General features: G+C 63.2%; 24 protein-coding genes and 2 pseudogenes. 14 read left to right on the forward strand and 12 right to left on the reverse strand.

Going from position 1 to position 24,173, the window contains the following annotated elements:
• Nucleotides 1-816: pseudogene (locus tag CO675_RS34265) on the forward strand (hypothetical protein); the annotation flags it as partial.
• Between the two features lie 34 nt (nt 817-850).
• Here CO675_RS34265 and CO675_RS40250 read toward each other — a convergent pair.
• Nucleotides 851-1,615, reverse strand: a complete 765-nt coding sequence (locus CO675_RS40250; RefSeq protein ID WP_143279187.1) for a hypothetical protein — start codon at nt 1,613-1,615, stop codon at nt 851-853.
• 22 nt (nt 1,616-1,637) lie between these two features.
• Nucleotides 1,638-1,949 (reverse strand): hypothetical protein, encoded by a 312-nt coding sequence (locus CO675_RS34270; protein WP_097676272.1) that lies wholly within the window; start codon nt 1,947-1,949, stop codon nt 1,638-1,640.
• A 423-nt stretch (nt 1,950-2,372) separates the two neighbouring features.
• On the opposite strand from CO675_RS34270, the gene CO675_RS34275 reads away from it, so the two are divergent.
• Complete coding sequence (locus CO675_RS34275) at nt 2,373-2,912, forward strand: hypothetical protein (protein ID WP_097676273.1); 540 nt, start codon at nt 2,373-2,375, stop codon at nt 2,910-2,912.
• 4 nt (nt 2,913-2,916) lie between these two features.
• On the opposite strand, the gene CO675_RS34280 is transcribed toward CO675_RS34275, so the two are convergent.
• Nucleotides 2,917-3,381 (reverse strand): hypothetical protein, encoded by a 465-nt coding sequence (locus tag CO675_RS34280; protein WP_097676275.1) that lies wholly within the window; start codon nt 3,379-3,381, stop codon nt 2,917-2,919.
• Between the two features lie 128 nt (nt 3,382-3,509).
• On the opposite strand from CO675_RS34280, the gene CO675_RS40750 reads away from it, so the two are divergent.
• Both CO675_RS40750 and CO675_RS34290 read left to right on the forward strand, forming a co-directional pair.
• Entirely contained in the window at nt 3,510-3,689 is a 180-nt protein-coding gene (locus CO675_RS40750; protein WP_158231345.1) for a hypothetical protein, read from the forward strand.
• Nucleotides 3,690-3,712: 23 nt separating this feature from the next.
• Entirely contained in the window at nt 3,713-4,024 is a 312-nt protein-coding gene (locus CO675_RS34290; RefSeq protein ID WP_097676278.1) for a hypothetical protein, read from the forward strand.
• 188 nt (nt 4,025-4,212) lie between these two features.
• Here CO675_RS34290 and CO675_RS34295 read toward each other — a convergent pair whose 3' ends face one another.
• Nucleotides 4,213-4,701, reverse strand: coding sequence for a toll/interleukin-1 receptor domain-containing protein (locus tag CO675_RS34295; RefSeq protein WP_502693433.1), 489 nt, complete (start codon nt 4,699-4,701; stop codon nt 4,213-4,215).
• A 389-nt stretch (nt 4,702-5,090) separates the two neighbouring features.
• Here CO675_RS34295 and CO675_RS34300 point away from each other — a divergent pair, with 389 nt between their 5' ends.
• The 3 genes and pseudogenes from CO675_RS34300 to CO675_RS34310 all read left to right on the forward strand — a co-directional run.
• Nucleotides 5,091-5,312 (forward strand): helix-turn-helix transcriptional regulator, encoded by a 222-nt coding sequence (locus tag CO675_RS34300; RefSeq protein WP_143279188.1) that lies wholly within the window; start codon nt 5,091-5,093, stop codon nt 5,310-5,312.
• A 320-nt stretch (nt 5,313-5,632) separates the two neighbouring features.
• Entirely contained in the window at nt 5,633-6,766 is a 1,134-nt protein-coding gene (locus tag CO675_RS34305) for a tyrosine-type recombinase/integrase (protein ID WP_097676283.1), read from the forward strand.
• A gap of 38 nt (nt 6,767-6,804) precedes the next feature.
• Nucleotides 6,805-7,878 (forward strand): annotated as a pseudogene (locus tag CO675_RS34310) (ComEC/Rec2 family competence protein); the annotation flags it as partial.
• Between the two features lie 10 nt (nt 7,879-7,888).
• On the opposite strand, the gene CO675_RS34315 reads toward CO675_RS34310, so the two are convergent.
• The 5 genes from CO675_RS34315 to CO675_RS34335 all read right to left on the reverse strand — a co-directional run bounded on the left by CO675_RS34315 (nt 7,889) and on the right by CO675_RS34335 (nt 11,773).
• A complete protein-coding gene (locus CO675_RS34315; protein ID WP_097676285.1) occupies nt 7,889-8,116 on the reverse strand; it encodes a hypothetical protein in 228 nt (75 codons plus the stop codon).
• A gap of 161 nt (nt 8,117-8,277) precedes the next feature.
• Complete coding sequence (locus CO675_RS34320; protein ID WP_074130078.1) at nt 8,278-8,706, reverse strand: hypothetical protein; 429 nt, start codon at nt 8,704-8,706, stop codon at nt 8,278-8,280.
• Nucleotides 8,707-8,962: 256 nt separating this feature from the next.
• The gene (gene lexA / locus CO675_RS34325) at nt 8,963-9,667 is read right to left on the reverse strand and encodes a transcriptional repressor LexA (protein ID WP_097676287.1); all 705 of its coding nucleotides are present in this window, start codon (nt 9,665-9,667) and stop codon (nt 8,963-8,965) included.
• 244 nt (nt 9,668-9,911) lie between these two features.
• On the reverse strand, nt 9,912-11,123 hold the full coding sequence (locus CO675_RS34330; RefSeq protein ID WP_097676288.1) for a molybdopterin molybdotransferase MoeA: 1,212 nt from the start codon (nt 11,121-11,123) through the stop codon (nt 9,912-9,914).
• Between the two features lie 23 nt (nt 11,124-11,146).
• Nucleotides 11,147-11,773, reverse strand: coding sequence for an HAD family hydrolase (locus tag CO675_RS34335; protein WP_097676290.1), 627 nt, complete (start codon nt 11,771-11,773; stop codon nt 11,147-11,149).
• A gap of 473 nt (nt 11,774-12,246) precedes the next feature.
• Between CO675_RS34335 and CO675_RS34345 the strand changes: the two genes are divergently transcribed.
• The 3 genes from CO675_RS34345 to CO675_RS34355 are packed head-to-tail and all read left to right on the forward strand — an operon-like array spanning nt 12,247 to nt 16,054.
• The gene (locus CO675_RS34345) at nt 12,247-14,187 is read left to right on the forward strand and encodes a DUF3604 domain-containing protein (RefSeq protein ID WP_097676292.1); all 1,941 of its coding nucleotides are present in this window, start codon (nt 12,247-12,249) and stop codon (nt 14,185-14,187) included.
• Between the two features lie 11 nt (nt 14,188-14,198).
• Complete coding sequence (locus tag CO675_RS34350; protein WP_097676294.1) at nt 14,199-15,059, forward strand: peptidylprolyl isomerase; 861 nt, start codon at nt 14,199-14,201, stop codon at nt 15,057-15,059.
• On the forward strand, nt 15,056-16,054 hold the full coding sequence (locus CO675_RS34355) for a HupE/UreJ family protein (protein WP_097676296.1): 999 nt from the start codon (nt 15,056-15,058) through the stop codon (nt 16,052-16,054). The genes CO675_RS34350 and CO675_RS34355 overlap by 4 nt, the downstream gene beginning before the upstream one ends.
• Nucleotides 16,055-16,676: 622 nt before the next feature.
• On the opposite strand, the gene thrS is transcribed toward CO675_RS34355, so the two are convergent.
• The 3 genes from thrS to CO675_RS34370 form a co-directional block, all read right to left on the reverse strand.
• A complete protein-coding gene (thrS, locus tag CO675_RS34360; RefSeq protein ID WP_097676298.1) occupies nt 16,677-17,879 on the reverse strand; it encodes a threonine--tRNA ligase in 1,203 nt (400 codons plus the stop codon).
• A gap of 267 nt (nt 17,880-18,146) precedes the next feature.
• Complete coding sequence (locus CO675_RS34365) at nt 18,147-18,785, reverse strand: response regulator (RefSeq protein WP_097676383.1); 639 nt, start codon at nt 18,783-18,785, stop codon at nt 18,147-18,149.
• Nucleotides 18,786-18,805: 20 nt separating this feature from the next.
• Nucleotides 18,806-20,227 carry a sensor histidine kinase gene (locus tag CO675_RS34370; RefSeq protein WP_097676299.1) on the reverse strand — a complete coding sequence of 474 codons (1,422 nt, stop codon included), beginning with the start codon at nt 20,225-20,227 and terminating at the stop codon, nt 18,806-18,808.
• A gap of 228 nt (nt 20,228-20,455) precedes the next feature.
• Between CO675_RS34370 and CO675_RS34375 the strand changes: the two genes are divergently transcribed.
• The 4 genes from CO675_RS34375 to CO675_RS40755 all read left to right on the forward strand — a co-directional run bounded on the left by CO675_RS34375 (nt 20,456) and on the right by CO675_RS40755 (nt 24,166).
• Nucleotides 20,456-21,391, forward strand: coding sequence for a DUF3280 domain-containing protein (locus CO675_RS34375; RefSeq protein ID WP_097676384.1), 936 nt, complete (start codon nt 20,456-20,458; stop codon nt 21,389-21,391).
• Between the two features lie 107 nt (nt 21,392-21,498).
• On the forward strand, nt 21,499-22,410 hold the full coding sequence (locus CO675_RS34380; RefSeq protein WP_097676385.1) for an amino acid ABC transporter substrate-binding protein: 912 nt from the start codon (nt 21,499-21,501) through the stop codon (nt 22,408-22,410).
• Between the two features lie 243 nt (nt 22,411-22,653).
• Complete coding sequence (locus CO675_RS34385; RefSeq protein WP_097676301.1) at nt 22,654-23,667, forward strand: ABC transporter substrate-binding protein; 1,014 nt, start codon at nt 22,654-22,656, stop codon at nt 23,665-23,667.
• A 349-nt stretch (nt 23,668-24,016) separates the two neighbouring features.
• Nucleotides 24,017-24,166, forward strand: a complete 150-nt coding sequence (locus CO675_RS40755; protein WP_158231346.1) for a hypothetical protein — start codon at nt 24,017-24,019, stop codon at nt 24,164-24,166.
• Nucleotides 24,167-24,173 lie beyond the last annotated feature (7 nt).

Below are 24,173 nucleotides of genomic sequence, written 5' to 3' on the forward strand. Positions count from 1 at the left end.
GTGACGCAGGCACTCCGCGACAAAATCCAAGACCTTGCGCAGGACGCTGGGGCAGCGGCCGAGGCTCTGGCCAAGGCCAAGACTGCATCTGATATCCAGTTTGGTGGCAAGTCAGCATTTCTATCCCCGCAAGACCTGGAGATTGCCCAGCAGCTGAAGAGCATTTACGGCAACGACATTCCAGCTGCGCTGGCGAGCAGCGAGGCCGCTGGCCTCAGGTTCAATGCCACCGTCAAGGAATTGGCCACGCTTGGCCAACAGGTCAACAGCGGCTTCTTGGTGGATTTTGAAACCCAGATCCGCAACGGTGCATCCGCCATGGATGCGCTCAAGACTGCAGGCCTCAACGCGCTCGGCAAGATTGCGGACAAACTTGCCCAGATGGCGGCCGATAACCTGTGGTCATCGGCCTTCGGTGGCTCGTCCGGTGGTGGGTTCAATCTTTTTAGTCTGTTCGGCGGCGGCAGCAAGGCCAGTAACGCTACGGATGGAATAGGCGGGTTCGGTCCAACGGTGCCGGCGTTCGCTACTGGTACCGACTTCGCGCCTGGCGGCATGTCGCTTGTAGGCGAGAACGGTCCAGAGTTGCTGAACCTTCCTCGCGGCGCGCAAGTCATTCCCAATGACGTGCTCAAGTCCGGTGGCGTCGGTGGCGGCACAGTCAGCGTTCGCGGCGGTGACGTGGTGATTCAGGGCGATGCTTCTGAAAAGACCGTGGCGCTGATCAAAGCGGCGATGGCGCAGCACAATGCTGAATTGCCCAGCCGGGTGGTGTCCGCTGTTATAGACGCGAAGGCGAGACGGGTGTTGGCGTGAAGGGATGGGACTGACTACGGAAAAGCTTGGATTATCACGAACTGTTTCCGGCTGCCTTTAGTTCGTCCACGGTTCGGTAATCGCCCGGAAAGTATGAATTGACCGCTAGGTTATTCAGCGTCAACCTCACCACGGCTCGTTCTTTGTAAGCGTAGTTTTTAAATGAGGTGACTTCGAATAATTGGCGGTCCGGGCTTCCTCCGCTCACAGACATCACAAGGTTTAGCGGTGGAAACGATATTTCGGAATAGACATGGCTACTGCCAGACATATCGATCCGTCCAGTTAGACCAGACTGACGCGCTGCTCTAGAATTCGCCAAATCATATAGCGACACGAAAACACGCTGATCGTCAGCGTCTCGTGATTCTCGGTTGAGTAAATATCGCACGAGTTTTGGATGCTTATGCGAAAAGGTCGGCGGCGACGCGCTGCAAAACATCACGAGCATCTGCTTGAAGACGTTCAGTGGCTGAATCGAGCACTCAACTGTCACGGTCGTGCCTGCGGGCACGGAGTGACAAAGCGGATATAACTGTCGAACGAAGTCTATGTAGGCCTTGGCATACCAATCGCCGGTTGTAGAATTGCATTCCTCACAAAGTGTGTATTTGCCGGCTCCTCGCTGATTGTATTTGCCGGTTGGCGATTCCAGATCTCTGAGGAGGTCACCTCCGATCAGTTTTTCAATATCCGCTTCCAATACTCGCTGGTCGTTAAATGCAGCAGCAGGCGGCACGTGCTCGAAGGACAGCCTCTTAGTTTGGCCGCAGAGATGGCAAACCCCAAATCGGGTCATAAGCTTTCTCTTTCGGGTGCGTTTATCGTGTAACCCGCACGTCGCCGTAGTCTGCTTCCAACGGACGTTCGCCATCAAAATCCGTGTGAGCGAGTAGGGCACCAACTCCAAACAGCACCATGCCACCGATCCAGACCAGGCAGGTTGCAGTCAGATAGGCTGACGTTCCGACACCGATGTTGCCGGTGAGGCCGAATAACGTGCCAGCGTTGAACAACAGCCCGACGACTCCCCAAAGCCAAAACAGTACGGCAAGAAATCCCTTTGAGGTGCCATGGTGGCTTCTCAGGCGGAAGGTCCGCTCCCAATTCTCTCTGCGTTTAAAAAGTCCCATCAAATCCCCCCAGACGCGCCGCAACTGTAGATCGAGAGTGATTAGGCGGGCAACTATGATGTGGATTGGGTTTGAGGGCTGCCCGGCCGTTAGCCTTTAGTCGCCTTCCGGTTGATCAACCGCGAGACTACGTTGGAGTGCTGTCTGTTATGTACCGTGGCAAACAGCAGATCGTTCTCGACATCCCCCGGAGCGATAGCTTCGGGGGATTGTTGTCCGTGTTTCTACGGGGTCGAGATTGTGAACTAGTTCACAAATCTGCGGCGCTCCAGCTGCTAGATGGCGTGATGCTGGGGGATTTCAGGGGCCCAGTAGATAGGCGCCGTCGGGACGCTGATTTTCGAGCCCGGCGGCGTATTTTTCCATCGGATGCGGCGCGCGGCGGATGGCAGCTAAACGGGGGCTTGTCTAGCGAGGGCTGGAATGAACAACCGTGTCCCACTTGGGATCTTGGCGAACCAGTTTTGGCATGAGGCCGTGGCCTATCTGCGCGCTGCGGATACTCTCATTCGCGACACGTCTGCTGACGACACAATCCCACCAACATATTTTTTGATGAGCCATGGCGTTGAGCTAATGCTTAAGGCCTATCTTCTCTCGCGTGACGTTCCGTATCTTGACGTGTTCAAGCTCCAGCACGGCATTCGGGAGGCTTACGAACAGGCGAAGAGCCTCGGGCTGGTAGTAGATGTTGAGCACGCGGAAGCCCTGATTGAAAGGCTCTCCGATTTCCACAGCGTGCATCTATTTCGCTATCCCGTGGTTAGCAAAGGAGACGGAAGCCTGATCCTGCGTGGCCATCTCGTTCGCCCGATCGAGGTTCTGCACATCATTGAAGCCATCGGCGCAAAGATCTCTAGTCCCGTATTGTTTGCGCGGATCGATGCGGCCAGGCACGGTGAATTCCCGACAGAGACCTGGCACATGGGTATGCCGGCGAGCGAAGCGGGCGGGCCCTACTGAGTAATCAGATAGCCTTGATAATTCCGTCCACGGACCACGACAGCGTCGCCGCGCGATTGCGGATCGCCTCAAGTTCTGCCGTTGACCTCTCGTTGCCAGTTCGGTGGCGCGTTGCGGTCGTTGCCTGATACCCCGGTTGGACATATCCAACGCAGTAAACGCCACTGTACAAGGCATGAATGAAATCGTTTCGGTCCTCGGCAAACTGCACGAGCTCGCCACCAACGGACAGAATTTGCGACGCGAGCGCTTGACCGCCTACGCGCCAAGACAGCGCATCCGCCCATCGCTTGGCCTGCGGACCGAGGCCTGGAAGGCTCTTCACCTCCATTGAGGCAGCTGGATCTATAGGTGCCAGCGAGTCGATCATCATGTCCTCTATCTGATTGATGATCTCAACAAGTTCGCCGAGCAGAACGTGCTCATCGGCAGTGAGCACGAGCGGACGGGCCGGATCGATCTTGGTCACTTTAGCTCCTTTGGCTTCGCAAGTCGCACACCCGGTCCACCGTCGATCGATTGGCCTTCTGCAAGGAAGACTACGCCGGCAGATTCGAGAGCGCGCCTCATCTTATCGACGCTACTCAGGCGGGCATCTTGGCCATCCTCGAAACGATTGATCGTGTTAACCCCGACGTCGGCGTTCTCGGCCAACTTCTGGGTGCTCCACTTCAGGGCGGCTCTTGCCATTCGGCATTGTTCTGGTCTCATGTGGTGAAAATATCACCAAAAACGGTTGACATCAAACCGGTGATGCCATTACCGTTAATGGTGTAATTATCACCACTTGGAGATTCCCAATGCAGGCGGCCACCTCAGTTCTCGTCGATCGACCGACCGTCTCTCACCTCATCCTGGCGCATCGCAACACCGCTGAAGTGGCGCGTGGTCCGCTTCTAAGCGGGGTTGCCAACGCGCTCAACGACACTGCTTGCGAGATTCAAAAGGCAATCGTTGCGACACCGGCAGCGGACTGGCCCGAGTTCGGCGCCAAGGCCTGCCTGTTGGTCAATGCGCTGACGACGGACCCAACCACCGGCTGGTTGGATGCGATCCGCAAAAGCCTGCACGCAGACGTCCAGCGCCTCGCAACGGTGGATGTGGATTGCTGATCCCCAGTGACGGAACGCCCGGCCATCAAGCAAAGCGGGCCTGTACATACATCGTACAGGCCCGCTTTTTGACTCCAGGCGCAGCATCGGCCGGCCAGTATCAAGGCTGGTTTCCAAGCCTTGGATTATACAATCTTCTCGATGCTGCTTCTAGCGATGTCGTCAGGTGGCAGCCTATGGCAATAGAGCTAGACGGCGACCAGCTTGACCAGCTCGGCGATTTTGGCCGCAACCTCTGCCATCGTATTTTCTGCAGTATCCATGCCGCTTCGCGAGCCGAGCAGGGGGCTGACCTCGCGGAGAGCGGGGTACGTCGTCCCGTGCACAACGGGGACGAGCAGGTCAGTCGCTAGGAGTGCCGATAGCTCTTTTTCGGCAATGCCCTCACCTTTGACGCGGCGCAGCAGCGCAGGCGTCACCAGCACGATACCGACTCGCGACTTCGCCAGTCCCTTGTCGATTTCGCGGAGTAACGGCGTGCCGAGAGGGACGTCCTTTTCGCTGAACCAAACCCTGACACCAGATGACTCGAGCAGATCGTGCAGTTCCTTGGCACACCCCTGCCGGTCATCCCATGCATGGCAGAGGAAGGCGTCCCGAAGGTCAGGCACGGACGCTCGCTTTTCGACGCTTTCGCGGACCGGCGTGAGTGCCCGCACTTCGGCGGGCGTGTACAACACGGATGAACCAGGGCGCGACCATCTCGCCCGTACGCGGCCGCTGGATCCGCCGCCGCTGCTTCGGCCGCCACCGCCGCCCCCCGGCGAGGAGTAGGACGGGGACGGGTACGACGGAGGCGGGTACGACCGGTAGCCGCTGTAACCACCAAAGCCGCCACGGCCACCACATGCGGGGCATTCCGCTCTAGCGCTCGCTGTGCGATGGCCTCTTACTGGTGCTGTACATCTAGCCATTTGGCTGATTTCCTCAGGATCTGGGCTCGCGAATCAGCGCAAGCTGGTTGCATTGAGGTGTACCCTGCAACCGGCCGGTTCCATAGCGGTGGTGGCGCGTTATCCTCTCTTTCCACCCGCGCGATTCGCGGTTGTGGAAATGGGACCACGAGATGGGTGACGCAAACACAGCGACAACAGCCCCCCGCAAAATGCTGAGCATGCGCCAGGTGCTGGCGATCGTGCCATTCAGCCGTCGCACGCTTTATCGGGAGATGGACGAGGGCCGCTTCCCCAAGGCGCGCGAGATAGCACCGCGCCGCGTTGCCTGGTATGAGGACGATGTGACGGCATGGCAGGGGGAATTGGACAGGAAGGTCTCGCCACGGGCTTAAGAGCGGCCTGGACGGGTACGGTATAATACAGGTTGGGCGCTTGAGTCGCCTCGGTGCGCTGGCCATAGCTGGCGAGGTACGAAGAGCAATTTTCTTAGGGGCACGCTCTTGCCCGATGCCGCCAATGACAACGACCGCTTGCTCACACCAGAGCAAGCGGCTTTGAGGCTCAACATCACAAAGGACCAACTAAGTGCGTTCGTGCACGACGGTGAGATTTCCTACATCAACGTCGGCCGAGGCAAAATGCGTCCGCGACGCCGATATAAGGAAGAATTTATCACTGAGTTTGAAGAGCGTCGCACCAGGAGAGAAGTGCCGTGTCCGTCTACCGTGACAAGCGTTCGCCCTATTACCAATTCGATTTCCAGCACGCCGGTCAGCGGTTTCATGGCTCGACGAAATGCACGACTCGACGCGACGCGGAAAGGTTCGAGGTTGCAGAGCTAGAGAAGGCTAAGGCGCTAGTTAAGGCAACGCGGCGCGCCAAGACGTCACTGTTGATCGATGACGTCGCAGACCGGCTCTGGAACGACAGTGCGCAGTATGACTCGGAACCGAAGGCTACCGAGACCAATCTTGCACGCTTGATCGGATACTTCGGCCAGTCGAAGCCGTTAACTGATATCGACCATAAGGCTGCCAAGGACATGGTGGCGTGGCGCCGTGGTCACCGTGTCTCGAGGCGCGGAAAGCGCACCAAGGAAGAGGAACAGGCGCTGCCATTGGTCTCTAACGCCACGGTCAATCGGTCGGCGACCAAGGTGCTGCAACGGCTGTTCACCTTCGCCAAGGACGAGGGCGCGGCCTTTGACAACGAACCCAAGTGGGATGAGCTGCTGTTGCCTGAGCCAGAGGAACGTGTCCGCGAACTTAAGACCGAGGAGGCTGGCGCGCTCGATTCATCCATGCGCGACGATTATGGCCCTTTCTTTGACTTCGTGCGGGCCAGTGGCATGCGGTTAAAGGAATGCGTGACGTTGCGGTGGACGGAGGTGGACTTCTGCGCCAAGCAGATCGTGCGGCTCGGAAAGGGCGGCCGGCGCGTGGTTTTCCCCATCACGCCAGCTGTACGGGAGATCCTATTCCCGCTGCAGGGGCAGCACCCGGAGTTTTGCTTCACCTACCTCGCGGTCTACGGCAACAGGCGGATGGGCCTGGTGAGGGGGCGGCGCTATCGGATTACGTACAACGGAGCCAAGTCGGCCTGGCAGACGCTCCGTAGGCGGGCCAAGGTGGATGACTTCCGTTTCCACGACTTCCGGCACGACTTCGGCAGCAAGCTTCTCCGCGATAGCGGAAACCTCAAGCTGGTGCAGAAGGCACTCAACCACCGCGACATCAAGAGCACGCTGCGCTACGCGCATGTACTGGACGAGGATGTTGCCGTGGCCGTCGAGCGGCTCGCGAAGTCCCGGAATAAGTCCCGGAATAGGATCAGGAAGGCCAGCTAAGTCTTTGAACCGATGAATGATATCTGAACTCAGAAACGAGCTTCCAGATGTCGTTTGCGGCGACCCTCGGGCTGGTGGCGCTGGTGCAGATCGGGCTGCCGAACCTGCTGGCGTCGCCCGATCATTCGGCGACCGCGCGGGTTGCGCTGTGGGGCGGGCGTGAGCTCACGATGCTGATGCTGGCCTCGCTGGTGGCGGGACTCGCGACCACGCCCTACGCCGCGTTTCATTTCCATCGTGTGACGCCCTACGGGCTGCTGGCGAACCTCGCGGCGATGCCGGTGGTGTCGGCGGTCGTGATGCCGGCCGGGCTGCTCGGACTGCTCGCCATGCCGTTCGGCTTCGACGGCGTGTTCTGGGCGATCATGGGGTTCGGCATCGACTGGATGATCCTGGTGACGCAATGGGTCGCGGCGCTCCCCGGCGCCGTCGGCCGGATGGCGGCGTTCGGGGTCGGACCGATGATCGTGGCAAGCGCCGGCCTCATTCTGCTCGGGCTGTTGCGCTCGCCGCTGCGCTGGTCGGGGGCGGTGCTGCTGGTGGTCGCCTCGGTCTGGGCGCTGCGGGTGCCGCAGCCGGACGTGCTGGTCTCCGCCGATGGCCGCAACGTCGCGGTGCGGGGCGACGACGGGCGGCTGCATCTGATGCACGGCGCGAAGGACGCCTTTCTCGTCAAGGAGTGGCTGGCGGCGGATGCCGATGCGCGGACCGCGACGGATGCTTCACTCGGTGAGGGCGTCTCCTGCGATCCGAGCGGCTGCGTGACGCAGGGTCCCGGCGGTGCCTTCGTCGCGCTGGCGACAAGGCCCGACGCTCTGGCCGACGACTGCGAGCGTGCGGCGCTGATCGTAAGCGCGCGTCCGGCGCCGAAGGATTGCGTGGCCTCGGTGATCGATGCCGAGCGGTTGCGGCGCCACGGCGCGTTGGTGCTACGGCGCATCAGGGACGGCTACGCGATCGATGCGGTCAAGCCCGGCGGGATCGACCGGCCGTGGTCGCCGGCGGTTCCCGGCGATGGCGACAGCGAGACCACGCTGCGCGCCCCTGTGGCCGCGCCGCGGTCTGTTGTCGATGTGACGCCGGCCGAGACCGATGTGCAGGGCGAGGATTAGCCGCCGAGGATCAGCCGTTGTCGGGTGAGGGGCCGGTCGGCAGCTCGAACAGGCCGAGATGGAACTCGTCGGAGTCGGGGCCGGCGTCGGGCTTCTTGACGAGGGTGAAGGAAGCCTCGGGGAACTGCTCCCAGACCTTCAGGTCGTCAGCTGTGACCGTCAGCCAGCCGAACCGGAACATGTAGCGGCCCGGCTCCGTGACGCGTCCAGCCTTTTGCCATGTGACCTTGTCGACCACTGAGCAGGTTTCCGTGAGTGCACGTCCTTCGTGCCCGATGATGCGCCAAGGCGCGCGCCGACGCAAATCTCCTGCTGCGCCCCGGAACCCGGCGTCCGGGGTCGCTCGAAATCGCTTAGGTCACCCGCCGCCGGATCGTTCATTCCGCGGCGGCGATGCGTTCAACCCAAAAACAGCGACGCAAATGCGGAGGGCCGCCGCTCCACAACCTTCGGCTTCTGCTCGACCGGCGGATGCAGTGCCGGCAATTGCAGCACGCTGACGCGCTGTCCCTCGACCAGCTGGGTCACCAGCACATGGCTGCCGTCGGGGAATTCGACCGCGTCATGATGGCGATCGGGAACGTCGGGCTCGACCTCGTTGAACACACCGACGCGGAAATTCATCGTCTTGGTCCAGATCCAGCGGCTGTCGTAGCGAACGTTCTCGGCGAAAGCGAGCTCGGTGCCCGGCAGCATGCAGACCGCGACAGTGGGATCGTTCTCCGAAGCAAAGCCGCGGGTCGACGTGCCGCGGAAAGTCGTGGTGATCAGCGTCTCTCCAACAATGGCGGGGCGCGACGCCACGGCGTGCAGACTATAGTCACACATCGGATGGCTCCTCTAATCGAGGTAGCGACCCGTGCCTCTCCTTGAGGCATAGGGCCTCTACCAGAGTGGACGATAGCAAACGAGTGTCTCCTCGTTTCTGGGCGATTGTACGACTGCTCGACCAACGCCCCCGATCACAAACACGCGACGCTGCGCGAGAGGTATGGGAGCGCATCGGGCAGGCCGCACGTTACGCTATCATGCAAGGAACGATCCGATGTGATGCTCGTTCCCTGCCGCCGCAAGTATTTGAAATTCAGTATTTGCGATAGAGGCCGATCAGCTTGCCCTGGATGCGGACCCGGTTCGGCGGCAGGATGCGCACTTCATAGGCGGTGTTGGCCGGCTCCAGCGCGATCGATGCGCCGCGGCGGCGGAAGCGTTTCAGGGTGGCTTCCTCCTCGTCGATCAGCGCCACCACGATGTCGCCGGTGTTGGCGACGTCGTTGCGCTGGATCAGCGCCATGTCGCCGTCGAGGATGCCGGCATCGACCATCGAGTCGCCGCGCACTTCCAGCGCATAGTGCTCACCGGCGCCGAGCATGTCGGGCGGCACGCTGATGGTGTGGCTGCGGGTTTGCAGCGCTTCGATCGGCGTACCGGCGGCGATCCGGCCCATCACGGGGACCGCGACCGGACGGTTGCCGTCGTCCTCGGCGATCGGCGGCGAGCTGGTGCGCTTGCCGAGGGTGCCTTCGATGACGCTCGGCGTGAAGCCGCGGCGGCCGTTGCCGCCGCCGGCCGAGAGCTCGGGCAGCTTGATGACTTCGATGGCGCGGGCGCGATTGGGCAGGCGGCGGATGAAGCCGCGCTCTTCCAGCGCAGTGATCAGGCGGTGAATTCCGGACTTCGAGCGCAGGTCGAGCGCATCTTTCATCTCGTCGAAGGAGGGCGGTACGCCGGCCTCCTTCAGACGTTCATTGATGAAACGCAGAAGTTCGTACTGTTTGCGCGTGAGCATCTCGAGTATTCCCCCGGTTGATAGCGTCGTTCGATTCCGAGACTCTTCAGGTGGGCCTGCAGGCGGGACCTGACCTCAGGAGCGCGGTGCTCAGTACAAGCGCTTCCTGGATGGTCTCCCGTTTGTAGACACCAGTACTCGAAACAAATCATGAACGGACACTATATGTTCGATATGTGTTCCGCAACCACTTAATTTCCGGTGAATGTATCCGGCAAGCGCTCAAGCGATGCGGTCTGCGCCGTCACTCGGGCAGCGTCAGGATCTCGCATTCGCTGCCTTTGACGGCGGCAGGCGCAAACGGCGGACGCACGAGAAGTGCCCGCGCCGCAGCGAGATTCCCGAGCAGGGATGAGTCCTGCTGCATCACGGGCGTTGCGATCAGCGTGCCGTCTTCGCGCGCCTCGAGGCGCGCGCGCAGATAGTCCTCGCGCTGGTCGTTCGCGGCGAGGTCGCGGCCGAGCAGGGCGCTGGTGCGGGCATGATGGACCGTCTTTCGGCCGCTCAGCGCCCGAATCAACGGCACCAGAAACAGGAAAGCGCAGACATAGGAGGACACCGGATTGCCGGGCAGGCCGATCACCCGCATCGGCCCTAACCGGCCATGCATCATCGGCTTGCCGGGCCGCATCGCGATCCGCCAGAACGTCATCTCGACGCCCTCGGCCTCCAGCGACTGCTTGACCAGGTCGTGGTCGCCGACCGAGGCGCCGCCGGTCGTGATCAGGATGTCCGCACCGGTCTCACGGGCCCGGCGGATGCCGGCGGTGGTCGCTTCCACCGTGTCGGCGGCAACCCCGAGGTCGACGGTCTCGGCGCCCTCGGCGCGCGCCAGCGCCCGCAGCGCATAGCCGTTGGAATAGACGATCTGGCCGGGGCCGGGCGTTGCGCCCGGCATTACCAGCTCGTCGCCGGTCGCCAGCACCGCGACCTTCGGGCGGCGGTGCACCGCAATGTTCGGATAGTTCATGGCGGCCGCCAGCGACAGCGCGCGGTCGGAGAGGCGGCTGCCGGCGGCAAGCAGCACGTCGCCCTCACGGAAGTCGACGCCGGCCGGGCGGATGTGCCGTCCGGCGGCAGCTGGCTCGGTGATCGTGATGTGGTCGCCGTCGACGGCGGTGTCTTCCTGGATGATGACGGCGTCGGCGCCATGGGGGATCACGCCGCCGGTGAAGATCCGCACCGCTTCGCCGGCGCCGACCGTGCGCTCGAACGGTCGGCCGGCCGCGACTTCGCCGATGACCTTGAGCCGGGCCTTCAGATCGCCGGCGTCGGCCGCGCGCACGGCATAGCCGTCCATCGCCGACATCGGCTGCGGCGGCTGGGTGCGCCGCGCGGCGAGGTCATGCGCCAGGGTGCGGTGGTAGGCGGCATCGAGCGCGACCATCTCCTCCGGCAGCGGGTCGGCGCCGGCGAGGACGGCGGACAGGGCATCGGCAACCGGCATCAGGGCCACGCTCAGAGCTCCTCAATTCCTAATCACATACCAAGTGCGGTCAGAGCCCTTGCCACGTCATCCGTCGATGTCACGTGGATGGCATGAAGGCCGCGCGCCCGCGCACCCTCGATATTGGCGGCCAGGTCGTCGAAGAACAGGATCCGCGACGCCGGCACGCCGATGGCTTTTACCACATGATCGTAGGCTTCGGCGTCGGGTTTGCGAAACCCGATGGTCGAGGACAGGAAGACGGCTCGGAAATGGCTGAGCAGCTCGGCATGGATGGCTGAGAAATGCGCGACGTGGGCCGGATTGGTGTTGGAGAAGGCGTACAGCGGCATCCGCTTCGCGGCGGTCGCGAGAAGGGGGGCAATCCCCGGCATCTCGCCGGTGAAGATCGCATTCCAGCCTTCGAGGAACTGCGCGTCGGTGATGTCGATGCCGAGCGTCCGGCGCAGGTTTGCGAAGAACGCAGCGTCGTCGATCCGGCCGATTTCGTGATGCTTGAAGCTGTCGTCGACCACAAAGCGCGTGGCGAGCTCGGCCGGCGGGCAGCCGGCATGCCGCGCCCAGTGCGCCATCACCTTCTCGAAGTCGATGTCGAGCACGACGCGGCCGATATCGAACAGCAGCACGTCGACGGAATCGGGGGAGAGTTGCGAGGTCATTGCGTGAAACCGTGTACGAAAATTGCGGGCGGGCGGCAATGTCCCCGTTTTGTGCGGCAGGCATGCGACGATACAAGGCGTTGTCCTCACTGCGAAAGCAGGCCGCCGGCCACGACGATACCTTCGATTCCGCGCCCCTCAGGGTGGCGGTGAACCCGCGATCCCCCACCATCGTCGTCCTGGCTTTCACCAGGACGACGATGGTGGCTTTCGATCCATGATGTCAAACAGCCAGGTTTTCGATGTCATCGCCCGGTCGAGGCCGGGCGATGACTTGTTTGTGAGGATGCAGGTTCTCGTTCTCGCGACATGACTTGTCCGGACCTTCTTGCGGCCGGGGCTTCCGCCGTCGGGCAACTCGCTGGCGGTGGCGGCAGAACGGCGCGCTTTGAGCTGGATCAAATGTTTGGAGGTTTGCCCGACTACCTTGCCAATGCTGCTGAGATTAAATTGGTCTTACGAGGGAGATTGTCATGACGTTTCGACGTGCCGCGCGCGCATTGGCGTCGACCTTGCTGCTGGTTGGATTCACCGCGCCCTCCAGCGCGGATGACACGGGCTCCCTGACAAAGGAAAAGGCGGAAGCAGCCTTCAGGAAGCCGGCCAACTATTCTCCCTACGCTGATCGCGATTTCCCGACCCGACCGTACTTCGGCGACACCCATCTGCACACCGCGATATCCTTTGATGCCGGTGCGTTCGGCGCCCGCCTGAAGCCGCGCGACGCCTATCGTTTTGCGCGGGGCGAACAAGTTACATCCAACAGCGGACAGTCGGTGAAGCTGTCCCGCCCGCTCGATTTTCTCGTCGTGGCCGACCATTCCGACAACATGGGTTTCTTTACCGATATGATGGCGGGCAAGCCGGAGATCCTTGCCGATCCGACCGGCCGACGTTGGTATGACATGATCCAGTCAGGCAAGGGCGACGAGGCGGCCATCGAGATCATCATTTCCTTCTCTCACGGGACTTTTCCGAAAGACCTCATCTACGCTCCCGGGTCGCGCGCGTATCACAATACTTGGCTCGACAACGTCGCCGCGGCGGATCAGTACAACGATCCCGGACGTTTCACGGCCCTGATCGGTTACGAGTGGACGTCCAACACCGGCGGAAACAATCTGCACCGCAACGTCATCTTCCGCGACAATGGCGACAAGGCAAGTCAGGTCGATCCGTTCACCGTGACGCCGCCGTTCGGCAGCGACAATCCCGCAGATCTCTGGAAGTGGATGGAGAGTTACGAGAAGAAGACCGGGGGCAGCGTGCTCGCGATCAGCCACAACGGCAATCTCAGCAATGGCCTGATGTTTCCCACCGTCGAGACATTCGGCAAGAAGATCGATCGCGATTACGCCGAGACCCGCGCGAAGTGGGAGCGGCTCTATGAGGCCACCCAGACCAAGGGCGACAGCGAAACGCACCCCTTCCTGTCGCCGAACGACGAGTTCGCCAGTTTCGAGCGGTGGGACAAGGGCAATCTCGACGGCAGCGTCGCCAAGAAGAAGGAAATGCTGGAATTCGAATACGCCCGGTCCGCGCTCAAGAACGGACTCAAGTTGGAGCAGTCGCTCGGCGTCAATCCGTACAAGTTTGGAATGATCGGAAGCACCGATGCTCACACCGGACTTGTCGCAGTCGAGGAAGATAACTTCTTTGGCAAGACCGCTCCCCAGGAGCCGAGTCCGAAGCGGCTGATGTCGACCTTCGTCGATAACAAGGAGACCGGCGTAAAGATCATGGACTGGGAGGTGTCGGCCTCGGGTTACGCGGCGGTCTGGGCGAGGGAGAACACCCGCGCCTCACTGTGGGATGCGATGGAGCGCAAGGAGACTTACGCCACCACCGGCTCGCGCATGATTGTCCGCTTGTTCGGTGGCTGGGATTTCGCGCCAGGCGACGCGGATAATCGAATGCCGGCCAATGTCGGCTATACCAAGGGCGTGCCGATGGGTGGCGACCTCGGCGCGGCGCCGCAAGACAAGGCGCCGACGTTCCTCGTCGCGGCGCTGAAGGATCCGATCGGCGCCAATCTGGATCGCTACCAGATTGTCAAGGGGTGGCTCGACAGAGCGGGCAACGCTCAGGAGAAGGTATACGACGTCGCCTGGTCGGGCGACCGGAAGCCGGACTCAAAAACCGGCAAGCTGCCTTCCGTGGGCAGCACGGTGGATGTTGCTAATGCAACGTGGGGCAACACGATCGGGTCGCCCGAGCTGGTCGCCGTCTGGAAGGATCCCGACTTCGATCCGAAGCTGCGAGCCTTCTACTACGGCCGCGTCATCGAGATTCCGACGCCCCGATGGACGGCCTATGACGCGAAGCGCTTCGGCGTTGCGCCGTTGCCCGGCACCGCCATGACCGTCACGGAACGGGCGTATACGTCCCCGATCTGGTACTCGCCGAAGCAATAGCGATCGTCGTCATGCGCCGGCTTCTTCGCGAACCGCTGCTTCACTTCGTCGTTCTCGGCGCAATTCTGTTCGCCGCCTATGCCGGCATGCCGGGGCACAGCAGCACGTCTGTGCAGGATATCGTCGTCTCGCGGAACCGGGTCGCTCATCTGGCGGGCATGTTCAGCCGCAGCTGGCGCCGTGAGCCGAGCGCAGACGAACTCAGCGAGCTCGTCGACGATTATGTGCACGAGGAAGTCCTCTATCGCGAAGCCAAGGCGATGGGGCTCGACAACGATGATCCCGTGATCCGCAGACGGCTCCGCCAGAAGCTCGAGTTCCTGGCCGAGGATGTCGCGGCACAGCGCGTGCCGGGCGATGAGGAACTGACACAACTCATGCGGAGCGACCCCGGGCGGTTCAGAGCCGGCAGCCGGTGTTCTTTCTCGCACGTCTTCCTGGACCCCGGCCGTCACCCGGACAATCTGCCGGAACAGCAGGACGCTCTCCGGAAAGCGCTCGCGGAAGGCGGAGAGGGGGCCGATCCATCGAAGCTCGGCGACCGGTTCCTGCTCGGGCAATCGTTTGCCGATGTGCCGGTCGATGAACTGGGCCGCCTGTTCGGCGAAGGCTTTGCGGGAGAGCTTTCCCAACTCCCGCTCGGCTCCTGGGCTGGGCCCATCCGCTCTGCCTACGGGTTCCATTTCATCAAGCTGACGGATTGGGACCAAGGCCGGCCGCTGTCGCTGAACGAAGCCAGGGAGACGCTGCTGCGTGAGTGGACCGAACGTGAGCGCGTCAAGGCCAATGCAGCGGTCTTCGACCGTCTTCGCAGCCGCTATCGCATCGTCATCGAGCAGACGTCCGCGCCGTCAGACGGACTGACGCCATGATGCGTGCAATCTGCGCCATCATGATCCTGCTTTGCTCGGTATGCGGCCGGGGCAATGCGCATGAGCTACGGCCAGCGTATCTCGAAATACGGCAGAGCGGGAATGACGTCTTTGACGTTCTCTGGAAGGTGCCGGCACTCGGCGATCAGTTTCGGTTGGCGCTCGACGTCGATCTGCCCGACGATGCCGTTGCGGTGGCCGAGCGACGCGCGACCTTTGCGAACGGTTCATTTGTCACGCGCTGGCAGGTTCGCCATGCTCGCCTGCTCGCCGGCAAGAGCATCACGATTTCCGGCCTGGACTCCACATTGACGGATGCGCTCGTCCGCGTTGAATGGACCGATGGAGGCACGCAGGTCGTGCGCCTGACACCCACGCGGCCATCGTTCCAGATTGAGCCGCGTCAAAGTGCCTTGATGGTTGCAGTGACGTACGGTTGGATGGGTATCGAACACATCTTGACCGGCTACGACCATCTGCTGTTCCTTTTTGGCCTGCTCTTGATTGTTCCCGGCCTGCGCGCGCTCGCCGGCACGATCACTGCATTCACCGTCGCGCATTCCATCACGCTCGCGTTGTCGTCGCTCGGCGCCGTTCACCTGCCACGGCCGCCAATCGAAGCCATGATCGCGCTGAGCATCATGATCGTCGCCACCGAGGCGGTCAAAATGTCCCGAGGGGAGATCGGGATCACCGTTCGCTATCCCTGGGCGGTCGTTTTCCCGTTCGGGCTTCTGCACGGGCTGGGCTTCGCCGGCGCACTGCTGGACGCCGGCCTGCCTCAGCACGACGTGCCGTTGGCGCTGTTCGCTTTCAATGTCGGCGTCGAATGCGGACAACTCGCCTTCATTGCCGCACTACTGGGAGGCGCACGCTTCGTGAGAAGCGTCCGGAGCGGCAGGCCTCTGCTTCTCAAGGCCCGATCGATCGTCAGCTATGGAATCGGGGTGATGGCCGGCTTCTGGCTGATCGAGCGGTCGTTGGGTTTCCTGTAGGCCCCGAGCGGCTTCCGCAACGCGCTCAGCCTCGTTCAGCTACATCATATCGACGCGGTACGGCTCGCGCGCCAGAGACGTGGTGGCTCGCGGGTGGGCCCTCACAATCTGGAAAGCGCCAGGCCGAGGTAGGCGATCAGCGCGCCGGTGCTGAGGACGATGACGACGAGCGCCTGCTCTGAACGTGCCTGCAGGGTTTTTCGGCTCACGTGATGACGCTCCATCCTTCAAGATCATGCTGTCCAACTCGCGTCGGCTGATATCCGTTCCGGTTCCTGCCGGGGAACTCTCGGCAATGTTCTACTGCGCGGGCGCACCGGGTCTCCTCTCGTCGGAGGCCAAATACGCGCAACGCCGCCCGCATTGAAATACGACGGACGGCGTTGGTTCTGGCCCCAGGAGGAATGGCAAAATCCTGACGTCATGGATACGCAGGGCGGAGCAATAAGGTTCAGTCATCGGCTCCGTATGATTCCGGTACTCCGAAGGAGCAAACGAAAATGTCGGGGCATGGTCTAGGATAGCGTGACCAAGTTGTTCTGGCCTCAGCGTGTACCCCCTCGCTGGGGCCCTTTGTTTGGGCCGCGGAGCTCCCGGCACGGGCGGGCAACGCGCAGCGAGTTCACTCCGCGTCCTGGCCCGGACGAGCACGCTGTCGAAGCGCCCGGACGGCGTCGTCCAGCGGCAAAACGGAAACGGCCCCGGCGCGCTCGCGGAGGCTCACGGTGGCTTGTTGCGCTTCACGCTGCCCGACGACGGCCACCACGGGAATACTCGCCTCATGCGCGGCAACGATCCGTCGCGACAGCGTGTCGGCGCCGTCGAACAGGACGCCTCTGATGCCGTGAGCTTCGAGCGCATCGAGAACCCTGGCCGCGTAATCGGAATGATCGCGCGAGATCGGCGCGACCGCAACCTGGTCCGGCGACAGCCAGAACGGCAGCGCGCCGGCATGATGTTCGAGCAGCATCGCGATGACGCGACCGATTGAACCGAACACGGCATGGTGGATCATCACCGGGATCGCGCGATCTCCGTCTGGTCCGACGTAGGACGCGTCAAGACGGCCCGGCAGAACGCTGTCGAGCTGAACCGTTCCGCATTGCCAGGACCGGCCCAGCCGGTCGCGCAGCGCGAACTCCAGCTTGGGCCCGTAGAAGGCGCCTTCGCCGGGCTGGATCGTGTACGACAGGCCGCATTGGCGCGCGGCCGCGGCAAGGGTCGTTTCCGCCCAATCCCATAATTCGTCTGAACCTGCGCGCGCAGCCGGACGGGTGGAGAGCGACACCTCGGGCTCCGGGAAACCAAACTCGGCGTAGACTTCCGACAGCAGCGCAACGAAGCGGGCGACTTCATTGGGCACGTCCTGCTCGCGGCAGAATACATGGGCGTCGTCCTGCTCGAAGCCGCGCGTGCGCATCAGCCCGTGCAGCGAGCCCGATGGTTCATCGCGGTGACAGATGCCGAACTCGGCGTGGCGCAGCGGCAGGTCGCGCCAGGAACGAAGGCCCTTGTTGAAGATCTGGACGTGGCAGGGACAGGACATCGGCTTGAGCGCCATTGCGCGCTCGCCGTCGGCAAAGCCGAACATGTGCGCGCCGAATTTCTCCCAATGGCCGCTTTGTATCCAAAGCGCGCGGGGCAGCAGCTGGGGCGTTCGAACCTCGGCGTAGCCCAAGCGGCGCATTTTGCGGCGGATGTAGTCCTCCAACACGCGATAAAGCGTGTTGCCACGCGGATGCCAGAACACCATCCCTGGCGCATCCTCCTGGATATGCCAAAGATCGAGACGTGTTCCGAGGCTTCTGTGATCGAGATCGTCCATAGCTTGCTCTTCTGATTGGAAGCAGCGCGGACGAGTTTGCGCATGAAAAAAGCCCCGTCCGTCGCCGGCGGGGCCTTGTCTGGTGGTGCAGTCTGTTACCGCATACGACCAGGAGACGACCCGCCAAGGCTGGTCGTCGCGGTGGTCGAAGACATGGAACAGATGTTGCGCATGTCGCTATTCTGGATTTGTCCGTCCCGTCTCGTCAACCTGCCCGCAGGACGAGAACGGCTGTGGGGGCAGCCACAGTCATTCGGCGATACGGGCTCACCGCTCGCCGAGATCGATCTGCGTCAGGATGCCCTGGCGCAGCGCGAGGCGGACCAGCTCGATATCGCTGCCGACGCCGAGCTTGTCCTTGATCAGGGAATGCAGGTTCGCGACCGTCTTGGGGCTGAGATGCAGCGCATCGGCGATCTCGTCGGTGGTCTTTTCCGCGAGCAGCATGCGCAGCACCTCGAATTCCCGCGCGGTCAGCAGATCCGCTGCGGCGCTCTCGCCGGCGAGGTGGCTGAGCGCGAGCTCGTGGTCGATATCCGGGCTGATCGCGATCTTGCCCGACAGCGCTTCCATCACGGCATGCACCAGCGTCTCCGGCGGGCTCGTCTTGGTGACGTAGCCGCTCGCGCCGGCGCGGATCGCCTGCACGGCGAAGGCCGCGTTCTGGTGCATGGTGAACACCAGGATCTTGGCGCGCTTGTCCCACTGCCTGAGGCGCCGGATCGCCTCGATGCCGCCGATGCCGGGCATCGACAGGTCCATGATGACGAGGTCGGGCCCGGTCTCCTTGTAGAGGCGGTAGGCCTCGACGCCGTCGGAGGCTTCGGCGACGACCGAGAGGCCCGGCTGTTTCTGCAGCATCGCCCGGTAACCCTCCCGGACGACGGCGTGGTCGTCGACCAGCATGATGGTTCGCGCCGTCGTGCTCACGCCGCGCGCTCCACAAATGCGGCCTCCCGGCCGGCCGCGACGGGAACGCTGACCCGGAGCGAGGCGCCGTTGGACTGTCCGGCCTCGAAGCTCAGCCGCCCGCCGAGCGCGGCGACCCGCTCGCGCATCCCGAGCAGGCCCATGCCGGACTTCACCTGAGGATCGCCCTGGGGATCGCCGGGCCTGCCGTCATCGTCGATCGCGAGCATGATTTCGCTGCCGCCGCCGGCCGAAGCCGTCTCGCGCATCTCAAGGCGCAGCATGACGCGCGTGGCGCCGGCGTGCTTGGCGGCGTTGGTCAGCGCCTCCTGCACGATGCGGTAGAGGTTGGCGCCGGTGGAGGCGGGGATGCGCTCGAACGATCCCGAGATGGCGATCTCGAACCGCTGACGTCCCCGGCTGCGGCTGTTCCAGCCGGCGATCAGGCCCTCCAGGCTGGCTGCAAGGCCGAGTTCGTCGACATCGGGCGGGCGTAACCTGAACAGGGCGCCGCGCAACGTCTCCATCATGTCGGTCGCGGTCCGAGCAATGCCGTCGCATTCGGCGAGCAAAGGCGGGCAATCCTGGACCGCGGTCAGACGCGCCGAGGCGGCGAGCGCGCGGATCGCGGCCAGCGATTGCCCGAACTCGTCGTGCAGCTCGCGCGCCAGATGCCGGCGTTCCTCGTCCTGCACCACGATCAGTTTCTGCGTCAGCGCGTTGCGCTCGGACAGCGCGGTGGCGAGGCGTTCGGCGAGCTGGTTGAAGACGTCGCCGATCGCCGACAATTCGGCGAGGTCGAACGGCGGCAGCCGCGCGGCGAGGTCGCCTGCGGCGATCCGCTGGAGCCCGTCGCGGATCAGCCGCGTCGGACGCAGCGCGCGCGACAGCGCCGCATAGACCAGCGCACAAAGCAGCGGCAGCGCGATCATGAGGACCGCCATCAGCCGGCCGGCATCGTGCCAGGCCTCGGCCGTCAGCACCGCCGGATCGACCCAGACCACGGCCTCGCCGATCGCCTGGCCGCGCGAAATCACCGGGCGAACGGCCTCCCGGCCGGGATCGAACAGGCGGCGATAGAGCGCCGCAAAGGCCTGCGGCGGGGCGGCCGTATCGGTCTGCGTGCCGCCGCAGAAGCGCTGGCTGATCTCGCCGCTGTTGCTGCGAAATGCGAGGCACAGGCCGGGCGCCATGACCGAGGCGGCAACGCCATCGAGATCGGGGAAATCGGAGCGCGGATTGTTCAGCCACTGGATCTTGCTCTGCTGCAGCTCCAGCGTCCTGGCGGCGACATCGGCGACCGCAGCGATCCTAGCGCGCACCGAGCGGTCGGCCTCGATCAGGAGGTAGCCTGAGATCGCGGCAAAGCAGAGCATCGAGACGGCGGCCACACGCAACGTCAGCCGCAGCTTCAGATCGCTTCCGGACCAATTGCGCATCGGCGTATCCTCAGAGGTCGCAGACGAGCCTCAGTGCGCAGTTCGCGGGCAGGGCCGTCACGCCCATTAAACGGCAGAACGGAAGCGTCGAGAAGCACTGCCTTGGGTGCGGGCCACCGTCGTGAAATTTTCCCGGCACCGGTCGGGAGGCGTTCCGCTGCGGCGCGGATGCTGGCCGGCCTAGGTTGCGATCGAACCGACCGCACCAGCACCCGAAAGGCCTCGATCATGCGCCAGTCCCGCCTCGTCGTGCACGTCATCGCGTTGATCGGCCTTCTGGCCGGACCTTGTCCGCTGCGCGCCGAGACCGGCGCCGCCGTGGCTCCTCCAGTTGGCGTCAGCGTCGATGATTTCAGCTATGTCGACACCTCGGGCGAGGTGATCGACCAGACCACCATCCATCAGAAGCGGCTGGATGCGTTCATGGCCGCGCTGCGCGCCGATGTCGCCGCCGAACCGCGCTATCGCCTGGTGCCGCCGGCGGCGCCCGCAGGCGAAGCCCGGATCAAGGTGGTCGGCGGCGTGCAGAAGATGAGCACGCTGGTGCAGTGGGCCAAGGTGGCGGTCATCGATGTCGGCGCGAGCCGAGTGCTGTACGAAAAGCTCTACACATTTCGCGGCGACAATGACGAGGCATGGAACCGTGCGCGCATGTTCGTGTCGCGTGAGGTACGCGCCGCCCTTGCAGCGGCGTTGCCGACGGCGCAGACCGCCGCGGCGGCGCCGATCGGGCTCGCCGTGTTCGAGTTCGAGCTCGAGGATAATTCCGCCGCACCGTCGTCCGGCCTTGCCGGCTCCGATGCCGCCACGCTGGCCGATGTCACGAGGGACGTCCGCGACCGGCTTGCGCAATCGGGCCGCTACCGCCTGGTCGACACCGCCGGCGCAATGGCGGCGCCCGTCAAGGCGCGGACGCTGCGCGACTGCGACGGCTGCGAGGCGGCGATCGCGCAAGGGCTCGGCGCCGATCAATCGCTGATCGGCGTGATCAGGCGGGTCAGCCGGACCGAATACACCGTCGGCTTCCAGGTGCGTGACGCCCGCAGCGGCGCGGTCGTCTCACGCGGCGACAGCGGCTTGCGGATGGGCGCCGATTATTCATGGAGCCGCGGCGCGGCTCACCTGGTCGGCGACCGCCTGCTGGCGGACGGCGCGCAGCAGTAGCGATCCGGACCATCGCAAAGCGCGATAGCTGATAGACACATCATCTTCTATCGCCGGGCCTGTGTGTGGGCTATCACCGCGAGCTGATCACCGCACAGGAGCCGCCGATGCGTTTGCCCGCCGTCCTTTTCGCTCTCACGCTCGCCGCAAGCCCCGTGGCAGCCGCAGAGCTGTCGGGCACGCTGCAGAAGATCAAGGAGACCAGGAAGGTCACGTTGGGCTTCCAGGAGGCTTCCGTTCCCTTCAGCTATCTCGACGATAACCAGCGGCCGATCGGCTTCGCGCTCGATATCTGCCTCAAGATCGTCGATGCCGTGAAGAAGGAGCTGGGGTTGCCCGAGATCGCAGTCGACTATCTGCCGGTGACCTCGTCGAACCGCATCCCGCTGATGGTCAACGGCACGATCGACCTGCATTGCTCGGCGACCACCAACAGCGCCGAGCGCCAGAAGCAGGTGACCTTCACCAACTCGCACTTCCTGAGCGCGACGCGCTTTGCGGCCAAGAAATCATCCGGCATCAACACCATCGACGACCTCAAGGGCAAGTCGGTGACCGCCGTTGCGGGCTCGGTGAACCTGACGCAGCTCGTCAAGGTCAACACCGAACGCAAGCTCGGCATCAACGTTCTCCCGGCCAAGGACCAGGCCGAGGCGTTTCTGATGCTGGAAACCGATCGCGCCCAGGCCTACGCGCTCGACGACGTCCAGCTTGCCGTGGCGATCGCACGATCGAAAGAGCCCGCACTCTACGTGATCAGCGAGGAGGCGTTCTCGAAGGCCGAGCCGTTCGGAATCATGCTGCGCCGGGAGGACGCGCCGTTCAAGGCGCTCGCCGACCGCGCCACGGCCGAGCTCTACAAGAGCCCGGAGATCGAGGTTATGTACAAGAAGTGGCTGGAGCAGCCGACCCCGCCGAACGGCATCAACTACAACGTCCCGATCTCGCCGGCGCTGAAGAATGCGTTCGCCCATCCGAGCTCGAGTTTTGATCCTGATGTGTACGCGGTCGCGAAGTAGCGCGGCCGTCGTAGCCCGCATAAGCGGAGCGATACGCGGGTTTCAATTGTGGGCGCCGACGCAGAGGCCCGGATATCGCTGCGCTCATCCGGGCTGCGTCGGATATGGTTTTCCGCGCCAAGCCGTCAATCCTTGGAACGGCTTTTCGCGCGCGACGCCAAAAACGAAATAGCGTCTCATGTACATCGGCGGGTTTTCTCCTAATCTTGCACCAGTTGCGATGCTGATCAGGAGCCTGCGCTGGTGACCACGCCATACCTCTCTCGACGTTCCGCGCTCGGCGTTCTCGCCGGGAGTCTGGTTGCGGGCAGTGGACGCGCGGAAACCGGCGCGAGTGGCGGCGCCGATCTTGGCGGCGTCACGTTGCGGGTGGCGTATTACAAGGGCGGCTGGCGTCCGCTGCTGCAGGCCGCCGGCGAGGACAAGACGCCTTACAGGATCGAGTGGAAGGAGCTCAACAATGGCGTGCTCCACATCGAGGCATTGAACGGCGATGCGCTCGACGTCGGTTCGGGCAGCGAGATTCCCGCGATGTTCGCCGCGCGCCAGAACGCCAAGGTGCGCTTCATCGCCGTCACCCATGAGGATCTCAACATCCAGGTCACCGTGGCGGCAAAGGACGCGCCGATCCATTCGATCGCCGACCTCAAGGGCAAGCGCGTCGGCTATGTGCGTGCGACCACGGCGCACTACTTCCTCGCCAAGCAGCTCGAGGAAGCCGGTCTTGCGTTCGGCGATATCGAGGCGATCAATCTGACGCCATCGGACGGCTATTCGGCGTTCGCCTCGGGCAAGCTCGATGCCTGGGCGATCTACGGCTATAACGGCCAGCTCGCCATCGCCAAGCAGGGCGCGCGGCTGCTCAAGACCGGCGTCGGCTACCTCTCGGGTAATTTCCCGATCTACGCCAATCCGAAGGCGGTCGACGAGCCGCTGCGCCATGCGGCCGTGAGCGATCTGTTGCTGCGCATCCAGCGTGCCTATGCATTCGCCAACAAGAATTTTCCCCTCTATGCGGCGGCGCAGGTGGCTGAAACCCATCTGCCGTTGCAGGATATTCTCGACCAGTTCGCCCGTCGCAGCGACGACTTCTCGCTCGCCGGCGTGAGCGCCGACGTGCCGGAGACCCACCAGAAGGTCGCCGACACCTTCCTCAAGCTCGGCGTCCTCGACGCGCGCGCCGAGGTCGGAAAATTCTGGGATACGAGCTTCAACGACGCGATCGCCGCGGGTGCGGCGAGGCTCGCGCGGAGTTGACGGCGAGGATGTAGTCCATATGGGCTACGTGATGGACGGGCAGGTTCCCGGAGATCGCGACATTCTCCATCGCAAAATTCCGGTCCAGCCGAAACTGCCGATATTTACGACCCCGGCGTGACGGCTGGGGCCACAGGAGGTGTTGAGTGTTTCTGGGGCTATGATCAGAGCACAGCCACCGAACGGCACATGGTCGAGAAAGTTCCGGCGCGATCGCCGCCGGCTTGTGCCGTGCTGCCATGCAGACCGGAGAGCTTGCAGGCCAGGTCAGCTCCGTACGATGATGGCGACCGGATCGATGTTCGCAGCTGATGATTGTCGCTTATCTGATTGATGCCTGGAGCTGAAGTTGAATCACGACACGTTAGCCAAGCTCACCGTCACCATCATCGTCCTGGTCGCGCTGCTGGTCTGGCGTGTTGCCGACCAGAAGAAAGCCATCGCATGCGGGGTCGACTGCCCGACGGATCTGTCGGCGAACCGGAAGGCCGGGCGGTAGGAGCAGA

Source organism: Bradyrhizobium sp. C9 (assembly GCF_002532045.1).
Lineage (GTDB): Bacteria > Pseudomonadota > Alphaproteobacteria > Rhizobiales > Xanthobacteraceae > Bradyrhizobium.